The following is a 7,525-nucleotide window of genomic DNA, read 5'->3' as shown; positions in this document are numbered from 1 at the left end:
TGAGAGCCCCGGCTCCGAGTTTCGACTCGGAGCCGGGGCTTTTCTGTGTTTCCGTTTACCGCGGTTGCCGTTCCTTCGTCACCGCGCTTCCGTCACTGCGCCCCGGCCTGCGTCGCTGCCGCCTGCGGCTGCTGCTCCTGGGCCGCCCGGATCAGTTCGAGGTCCAGGGACTCACGACGGATGCGCTGGTCCATGTAGAGCAGCGTGGTGACGCCGGCGCTGATCGGCAGGGTGAGGGCCGCACCGATGACGCCGCCGATGGCGACGAAGATGAGATAGCCCCAACTCGTCGCGTTGTCCGTGCTGAAGAGGTTCGTCACGCTGTCGCCGGTGACCGTGGCCCCGACGAGGGTGAACGGCAGCTCGATGATCGAGGACACGATGACTACGAGGATCACCGAGACGATCTGCACGCCGGCGACCCGCCACCACGAGCCCCGTACGAGCTTCATGGACCGCTTCATCGCCGCCACGATGCCCTGCTTCTCCAGCATCAGCGCAGGTGAGGCCAGGCTCCACAGGACTCCGAGCCACAGGGCCACCACGCTGCCGCCGAGCACGCCGAGGGTGGCGAGCGCGAGCCCGCCGTCGTCCGAGCCGGCGAGTGCGACCAGGCCGCCGGGCAGGGCGCAGACGGCGACCACGAGGGCGATCAGCAGCGGGGTGAGGAGCGTCAGGCCGAGCAGGCGCGGGAGTTGGGGCCTGGCCGCGCTCCACGCCTCGGAAGCGCTGACGGCGCGGCCGAGCACCGCACGGCTGACCACGACGGTCAGCATCGACGTCGCGATGATGGTGCCGACCATGGTGACGAGCAGGCTGAGCCCGGAGGCCGCCATGGAGCCGCCGATGGCATGCATGAAGTCGCCGGCGGTCGGGTGGGGGTTGTCCTGCAGGTCGTCCAGGCTGCTGGTGTCGACGAACTGGTGCTGGAAGATCGCGCCGGCCGTCTGCGTGACGAGGCCGACCCCCAGGGTGGTGCCGATGACCGCGCGCCAGTTGCGGCGGAGGTTGGCGATGGCGCCGTCCAGGATCTCGCCGATGCCGAGAGGCCGCAGCGGGATGATGCCCGGCTTGGGCGCGGCCGGCACCTGCCGGCCCCATCCCGCGCCGGTCGGCTGCTGCCATCCGCCGCCTGCCGCGGGACCCCAGCGGGGCCCGCCGTACGGGGGCTGCTGCCCGGTCTCGGGGGAGGGGGGCTGTCCCTGGTGCGGCACCTGGCCACCGGGCGGCTGCGTCCGCGGCGGAGCCCAGCGTCCCCAGCCCTCGACGGGCGGGGGCTGCTGCTGGGCCCAGCCGGCCTGTCCCGCGGCCACGTTCTGCGGGGCTTCGACGGCTGCGGCTTCCTCCGACGGAGTGGCCGCGTCGGAAGAAGGACCGGCAGAAGAGGGACCGGCAGAAGAAGGACCGGCATCGGAGGCGGGACGGGCGTCCTGCGCGGGACCGGCGTCGTGTGCGTCGACGGTGGGGCTGTCGCCGTCGTCCGGCTCGGGCGAGTCGGAGGATCCGGGCGTCGGGCCCGGAATGTTGGTCATGGAAGGCTGCCCCTTCATATGGCTCGTGCTGTCGGTGCGGTACTGGCGGCCCATCGTGTCACGGGCTGCCGTCAACCGGCCCTGGCAGGGCAGACTGAGGGAATGGGTGATCACGACACACGACCGGAGAACACCGTCATCCCCACCGTGCGATGGGAGGAGCCGCCTGACGGGCCCGTCCTCGTCCTGCTGGACCAGACCAGGCTGCCGCACGAAGAGGTCGAGTTGCGCTGCACCGACGTGCAGGCGCTCGTCGGGGCGATACGTTCCCTCGCCGTCCGTGGCGCGCCGGTGCTGGGGGTGGCGGGCGCGTACGGTGTGGCGCTGGCCGCGGCCCGCGGCTATGACGTGGAGGATGCGGTGGACCTCCTCGCCAACGCCCGGCCGACGGCGGTGAATCTGGCCTACGGCGTCGAACGCGCCGCGGCGGCGTACCGCGGGGCCGGGCAGGACGAGGGTCCCGCGGCGGCGCTCGCCGAGGCCCGCGCGGTGCACGCGGAGGACGCGGCGGCGAGCACGGCGATGGCGGCGCACGGGGAGCGGCTGCTCGCCGAGCTGGTCTCGGGCGGCGGCTACCGGATTCTGACGCACTGCAACACCGGCGCCCTGGTGTCGGGTGGTGAGGGCACGGCGCTGGGCGTGGTGCTGGCCACCCATCGTTCGGGTGAACTGCGGCGGTTGTGGGTGGACGAGACGCGACCGCTGTTGCAGGGCTCGCGGTTGACGGCGTATGAGGCTGCGCGCGCGGGAATGCCGTACACACTGCTCGCGGACAGCGCGGCGGGTTCGCTGTTCGCCGCGGGCGAGGTCGACGCGGTGCTCGTCGGCGCGGACCGGATCGCGGCGGACGGCTCGACGGCGAACAAGGTGGGGAGCTATCCGCTGGCGGTGCTGGCGCACCACCACCAGGTGCCGTTCGTGGTCGTCGCGCCGACCACGACGGTGGACCTGGAGACGCCCGACGGCGCGTCCATCGAGATCGAGCAGCGGCCCGGCAGCGAGGTCACCGATCTCGCGCCCACGCCGTTGGGCACCCAGGCGTACAACCCCGCTTTCGACGTCACGCCGGCCGCTCTGATCACGGCGATCGTCACCGAGAACGGCGTGATCTCGCCGGTGACCGCCGATCGGCTGGCGGCGGTGTGCGCGAAGCGTACCGGGGTATGACAGACAGTGACGGAGGGTGACGGCCGCTGTGTCCCGCGGGCCGTACGGGTGCCGTACGGCCGCGGACCAGTCCATACTGGCCGCATGATCTAGGGTCGCGGCCGTACGACAGCGCGACATCGACGCCTGATGTGCGAGGGCGACGGATGCCGCTGGACATCCATGGACAACCATGGACATCGGCCCTGGCCCGTGACCTCCATCACCGTTGGTCACGGGAACCGATACGTAAATGAGATGATGGTCGGTATGAAGGGACGTGTCCTGGTCGTCGACGACGACAACGCGCTGTCAGAGATGCTCGGCATCGTGCTGCGCGGAGAGGGTTTTGAGCCGTCGTTCTGCGCGGACGGTGACAAGGCGCTGGCCGCTTTCCGGGAGACCAAGCCCGATCTGGTGCTCCTGGACCTGATGCTGCCCGGACGGGACGGCATCGACGTGTGCCGCCAGATCCGGGCCGAGTCGGGCGTGCCGATCGTCATGCTCACGGCGAAGAGCGACACGGTGGACGTGGTGGTGGGCCTGGAGTCGGGCGCCGACGACTACGTGATCAAGCCGTTCAAGCCGAAGGAGCTGGTGGCGCGGGTCCGGGCACGGCTGCGCCGCGCCGAGGAGCCGACGCCCGAGCAGCTGACGATCGGCGATCTCGTGATCGACGTCGCCGGCCACTCGGTGAAGCGGGAGGGCCAGCCGATCGCGCTGACTCCGCTGGAGTTCGACCTGCTGGTGGCGCTGGCCCGCAAGCCGTGGCAGGTGTTCACCCGCGAGGTGCTGCTGGAGCAGGTGTGGGGCTACCGCCATGCCGCCGACACCCGCCTGGTCAACGTGCACGTGCAGCGGCTGCGGTCGAAGGTCGAGCAGGACCCGGAGCGTCCCGAGATCGTGGTCACGGTCCGCGGCGTGGGGTACAAGGCAGGACCGGGCTAGATGTGCGCGTCGTACGAGCGGGAACGCCTGGAGAGCCGGCTGGCGGACCCCATGCGGGGGCTGCTTCCGGTGATTCGCTCGTGCGTGCGCTGGGCCAGGCGACCGGTGCAGCCCGCGGTGCGGCTGTGGCGGCGGAACATCCAGCTGCGCGTGGTGGCCTTCACGCTGCTGATGTCCGTGGGCGTCGTGCTGCTGCTGGGCTTCGTCGTCATCGGGCAGGTCAAGAACGGCCTGCTGGACGCGAAGGAGAAGGCGGCGACCAACCAGGCGGCCGGCGGCTTCTCCATCGCCGAGCGGATGGCCGACGAGAGCCAGTCGCGGGACGCGTCGGCCGCCGGCAGCCCGGTGAAGCCGATCAACTCCAGTGAGTGGCTGAACCAGCTGGTCCAGCAACTGGCCAGTGGCGGCAACGGCGTCTACTGGATCGCCACGCTCAGCCCGGCCGGCGGAGAGGACATGCCTCCGCTCGGCCAGGGCACCGGCAGCGCCCGCGGATCGCGTGGTTCCGGCAGCATCCTGCCGGACGAGAGCATCCCCGACTCGCTCAGCGGCACCGTCGAGACGCACGCCGGCGCGTACAAGGAGTACACGCTCGCCAGGACGAACGACGGCAGTCCGCCGCGGCCGTCGCTGGCCGTCGGCAAGCGGATGTACGACGCCAACGGGGACGCGTACGAGCTCTACTACCTCTTCCCGTTCGACCAGGAGGAGAAGACCCTCGGGCTGGTCAAGGGGACGCTGGCCACCGCGGGGATATTCGTCGTGGTGCTGCTCGGCGCGATCGCCTGGCTGGTCACCCGGCAGGTGGTGACGCCGGTGCGGATGGCCGCGGGGATCGCCGAGCGGCTGGCCGCGGGGCGGCTCCAGGAGCGGATGCAGGTCACCGGCGAGGACGACATCGCCCGCCTCGGCGAGTCCTTCAACAAGATGGCGCAGAACCTCCAGGTCAAGATCCAGCAGTTGGAGGACCTGTCGCGGATGCAGCGCAGGTTCGTCTCCGACGTGTCGCACGAGCTGCGCACCCCGCTGACGACGGTGCGGATGGCCGCCGACGTGATCCACGACGCGCGGGTCGACTTCGATCCGATCACCGCGCGGTCGGCGGAGCTGCTGCAGAACCAGCTGGACCGTTTCGAGTCGCTGCTCTCCGATCTGCTGGAGATCAGCAGGTTCGACGCGGGCGCCGCCGATCTGGCCGCCGAGCCGATAGACCTGCGCGACGTCGTGCACCGGGTGGTGGACGCCGCCGAGCCGCTTGCGGAGAACAAGGGCAGCCGGGTGATCGTCCGCGGTGACGCGCAGCCGGTGATAGCCGAGGCCGACGGCCGCCGGGTGGAGCGGGTGCTGCGCAACCTGGTGGTCAACGCGATCGAGCACGGTGAGGGCCGCGACGTGGTGGTGCAGCTGGCGACGGCCGGCGGCGCGGTGGCCGTCGCGGTGCGCGACTACGGCGTCGGGCTCAAGCCGGGCGAGGCCACCCGGGTCTTCAACCGGTTCTGGCGTGCCGACCCGGCGCGGGCGCGCACCACCGGCGGCACCGGCCTGGGTCTGTCCATCGCGGTGGAGGACGCCCGGCTGCACGGCGGCTGGCTGCAGGCGTGGGGCGAGCCGGGCGGCGGTTCGCAGTTCCGGATGACGCTGCCGCGGACCGCGGGCGACGCGCTGCGCGGTTCGCCGATACCGCTGGAGCCTGACGACTCGCGGCGCAACCGCGGGCTGAGGTCCTCCGGGCTGCCGGCCAGGTCCGGCGCCGCCGGGCAGCCCGCGGTGCCGGAGCCGCGCAGCGGCGCGGCCGACGGCGCGGGCCCCGCGGCGGTCGCCGGCCCCAACGGGCACATACGTGAGACGGCGGGACGGACCGGCCGGCTGCCGGCCATACCGCCGATGCCCGCCCGGCCGCCGACGGCGGACCCGGCGGCGCTGCCGGGGAGCGGCGCGCGCGTGGTGGGGCACAGGGAAGCAGCGCGGAAGGACGAGTTCTGATGCGGTGGACGGGGGGCCGTGGGCGGGTGCTGCGCCGGAGCCTGCTGCCGGTGTGCGCGGCGGCGCTGCTGGCCGGCTGCGCGTCCATGCCGAGCAGCGGCGAGGTGCGCAAGGTCGGCGACGGGCAGCGCGCCGACGCCGACACCCAGGTGCGGGTCGTCCCGGTCGCGCCGCACTCCGGCGAGAGCGCCATGGAGATCGTCTACGGCTTCCTGGAGGCGACCACCGGCAGCGAGCCGGACTTCGCCACCGCGAAGAAGTACCTCACCAAGGAGACCGGGAAGAGCTGGGACCCGACCCGGAGCATCGCGGTCTACTCGGTCGACAAGCTGGTCCCCGACCAGGACGACAACACCAGCCGCAAAGACGGCTTCGCCGTGATGACCCTCTCCGGCACGATGACCGCGCGGGTGGACGCCAAGCATGCCTACGAGCCGGACCAGCGCCCCTTCAGCACCACGTTCCGGCTGGTCAGGCAGGGCAGCCAGTGGCGGATCGACGGCCTGGAGAACGGTCTGGTGATGTCCGCCGCGGACTTCCAGCGGGTCTACCACTCGGTCAACATGTACTACTTCGCCAAGCTCGGCCCGAAGGCGCCGGGCCGTTCCGGCGGCGGCGCCGAGGACGCGCTCGTCGCGGACCCGGTGTACCTGCGCAACCAGAACGACTCGCTGGGGTCGACGGTGGCCACCCTGCTGGGCGGCCCCAGCGCCTGGCTGGACGACGTGGTCACCACCGCGGCGCCCTCGGGAGCGGCGCTGGACACCGAGGGCGCCGACCAGGGTGTAAGCCTGGACGACTCGCAGCATCTGAAGGTGCGGCTGGACAAGCGGTCCGCGCAGCGGCTGCACGGCGGCGAGTGCACCCGGCTGGCCGCGCAGCTGTTCGCCACCGTGCAGGCGCAGGCGTCGGCGAAGCTGGCACTGGCCGAGGTGGAGCGCCCGGACGGTACGGCGATCTGCTCGCTGTCCGGCGACAGCCCGCAGGTCCACCAGCCGGGCAACCTGGTCGGATCGGCGCCGCAGCCGTACTTCGTCAGCGCGGACAACCAGCACCGGCTGATGCAGCTGGATCCGGGTGACGGGAAGAGCACGTCGCTGTCGGCGTCGCCGGTGGCGGGACCCTTCGGCGGCAGCAAGGCCGACCTGGACTCGGTGGCCGTCCGGCGGGACGAGTCGATGGCGGCGGGCGTGCGCGACAACGGGCACGACCTGGTCGTGGGTCCGCTCGTCACCGGCGACACCTTCCAGCCGCCGGTGGTCGTCAGCACGGGCGCCGGCCCCGGCGACGGACTGAGCCCGCCGAGCTGGGACGGCCTCGGCGACCTGTGGATCGCGGACCGCAACCCCGTCGCCCCCAAGCTGATGGTCCTGCCCGACGGGCACGGTCCGTACGTGACGGTGGCGACACCCGTCATGGACGGGCGGGTGGAGGCGCTGCGGGTGTCCTCCGACGGTGTGCGGGTGGCACTGCTGGTGCGTCAGGGCGACGACCTGGCGCTGGAGCTGGGCCTGGTCCAGCGCACCGGCAGCCTCGACCACCCGGCCTTCGCCCTGACGGGCCTGCGCCGGCTGAGCGTGCCGGGAGAGAACGTCGCGTCGGTGTCGTGGGCCGGGCCGAGCCGGCTGGTGGCGCTGGACAGCAAGACCGCTGGGGTCCAGAAGACCGAGTACATGAACACCGACGGCTCCGTCATCACGGCGTTGCAGGGCGGCGTCGGCGAGGCGGCGTCGGTGGCCGCGTCGGAGGATTCCGGCCAGCCGCTGCTGGCCTCGTACAAGGACAGCGTCTACGTGCTGTCGGCGGACGGCGACTGGCGGCAGATCAAGCCGAAGGGCGTCAGCCCCGCCTATCCGGGCTGATCCGGCCCGGGTCCGAAGCTGATCCGGCGCGGGTCCCCGGCAGCTCCGGCCGGA

The 7,525-nt window shown here is 72.1% G+C and carries 5 protein-coding genes; 4 read left to right on the top strand and 1 reads right to left on the bottom strand.

Features of this window, described 5'->3' with window-relative positions; all coding sequences use genetic code 11:
- Nucleotides 1–92: 92 nt before the first annotated feature.
- On the bottom strand, nucleotides 93–1,532 hold the full coding sequence (locus V2S66_RS09820; protein ID WP_330794159.1) for a glycerophosphoryl diester phosphodiesterase membrane domain-containing protein: 1,440 nt from the start codon (nucleotides 1,530–1,532) through the stop codon (nucleotides 93–95).
- A gap of 102 nt (nucleotides 1,533–1,634) precedes the next feature.
- On the opposite strand from V2S66_RS09820, the gene mtnA reads away from it, so the two are divergent.
- The 4 genes from mtnA (at nucleotide 1,635) to V2S66_RS09800 (ending at nucleotide 7,471) form a co-directional block, all read left to right on the top strand.
- Nucleotides 1,635–2,699: an S-methyl-5-thioribose-1-phosphate isomerase gene (gene mtnA, locus V2S66_RS09815; RefSeq protein WP_330794158.1), complete on the top strand. Its 1,065-nt coding sequence runs from the start codon at nucleotides 1,635–1,637 to the stop codon at nucleotides 2,697–2,699.
- Nucleotides 2,700–2,936: 237 nt separating this feature from the next.
- Complete coding sequence (gene mtrA / locus V2S66_RS09810) at nucleotides 2,937–3,626, top strand: MtrAB system response regulator MtrA (RefSeq protein ID WP_330794157.1); 690 nt, start codon at nucleotides 2,937–2,939, stop codon at nucleotides 3,624–3,626.
- Complete coding sequence (mtrB, locus tag V2S66_RS09805) at nucleotides 3,627–5,609, top strand: MtrAB system histidine kinase MtrB (RefSeq protein WP_330794156.1); 1,983 nt, start codon at nucleotides 3,627–3,629, stop codon at nucleotides 5,607–5,609.
- On the top strand, nucleotides 5,609–7,471 hold the full coding sequence (locus V2S66_RS09800; protein WP_330794155.1) for an LpqB family beta-propeller domain-containing protein: 1,863 nt from the start codon (nucleotides 5,609–5,611) through the stop codon (nucleotides 7,469–7,471). The genes mtrB and V2S66_RS09800 overlap by 1 nt, the downstream gene beginning before the upstream one ends.
- Nucleotides 7,472–7,525 lie beyond the last annotated feature (54 nt).

Source organism: Actinacidiphila polyblastidii (assembly GCF_036353415.1).
GTDB classification, from domain to species: Bacteria; Actinomycetota; Actinomycetes; order Streptomycetales; family Streptomycetaceae; genus Actinacidiphila; species Actinacidiphila polyblastidii.
Note: the sequence above shows the minus strand (reverse complement) of the source record. Positions and strands in the feature narration are given on the sequence as shown.

Excerpts from the sequence above, each read along its gene's own strand:
- V2S66_RS09820 (WP_330794159.1), bottom strand. The coding sequence starts at position 1,532 with ATGACCAACATTCCGGGCCCGACGCCCGGATCCTCCGACTCGCCCGAG.
- mtnA (WP_330794158.1), top strand. The coding sequence starts at position 1,635 with ATGGGTGATCACGACACACGACCGGAGAACACCGTCATCCCCACCGTG.
- mtrA (WP_330794157.1), top strand. The coding sequence starts at position 2,937 with ATGATGGTCGGTATGAAGGGACGTGTCCTGGTCGTCGACGACGACAAC.
- mtrB (WP_330794156.1), top strand. The coding sequence starts at position 3,627 with ATGTGCGCGTCGTACGAGCGGGAACGCCTGGAGAGCCGGCTGGCGGAC.
- V2S66_RS09800 (WP_330794155.1), top strand. The coding sequence starts at position 5,609 with ATGCGGTGGACGGGGGGCCGTGGGCGGGTGCTGCGCCGGAGCCTGCTG.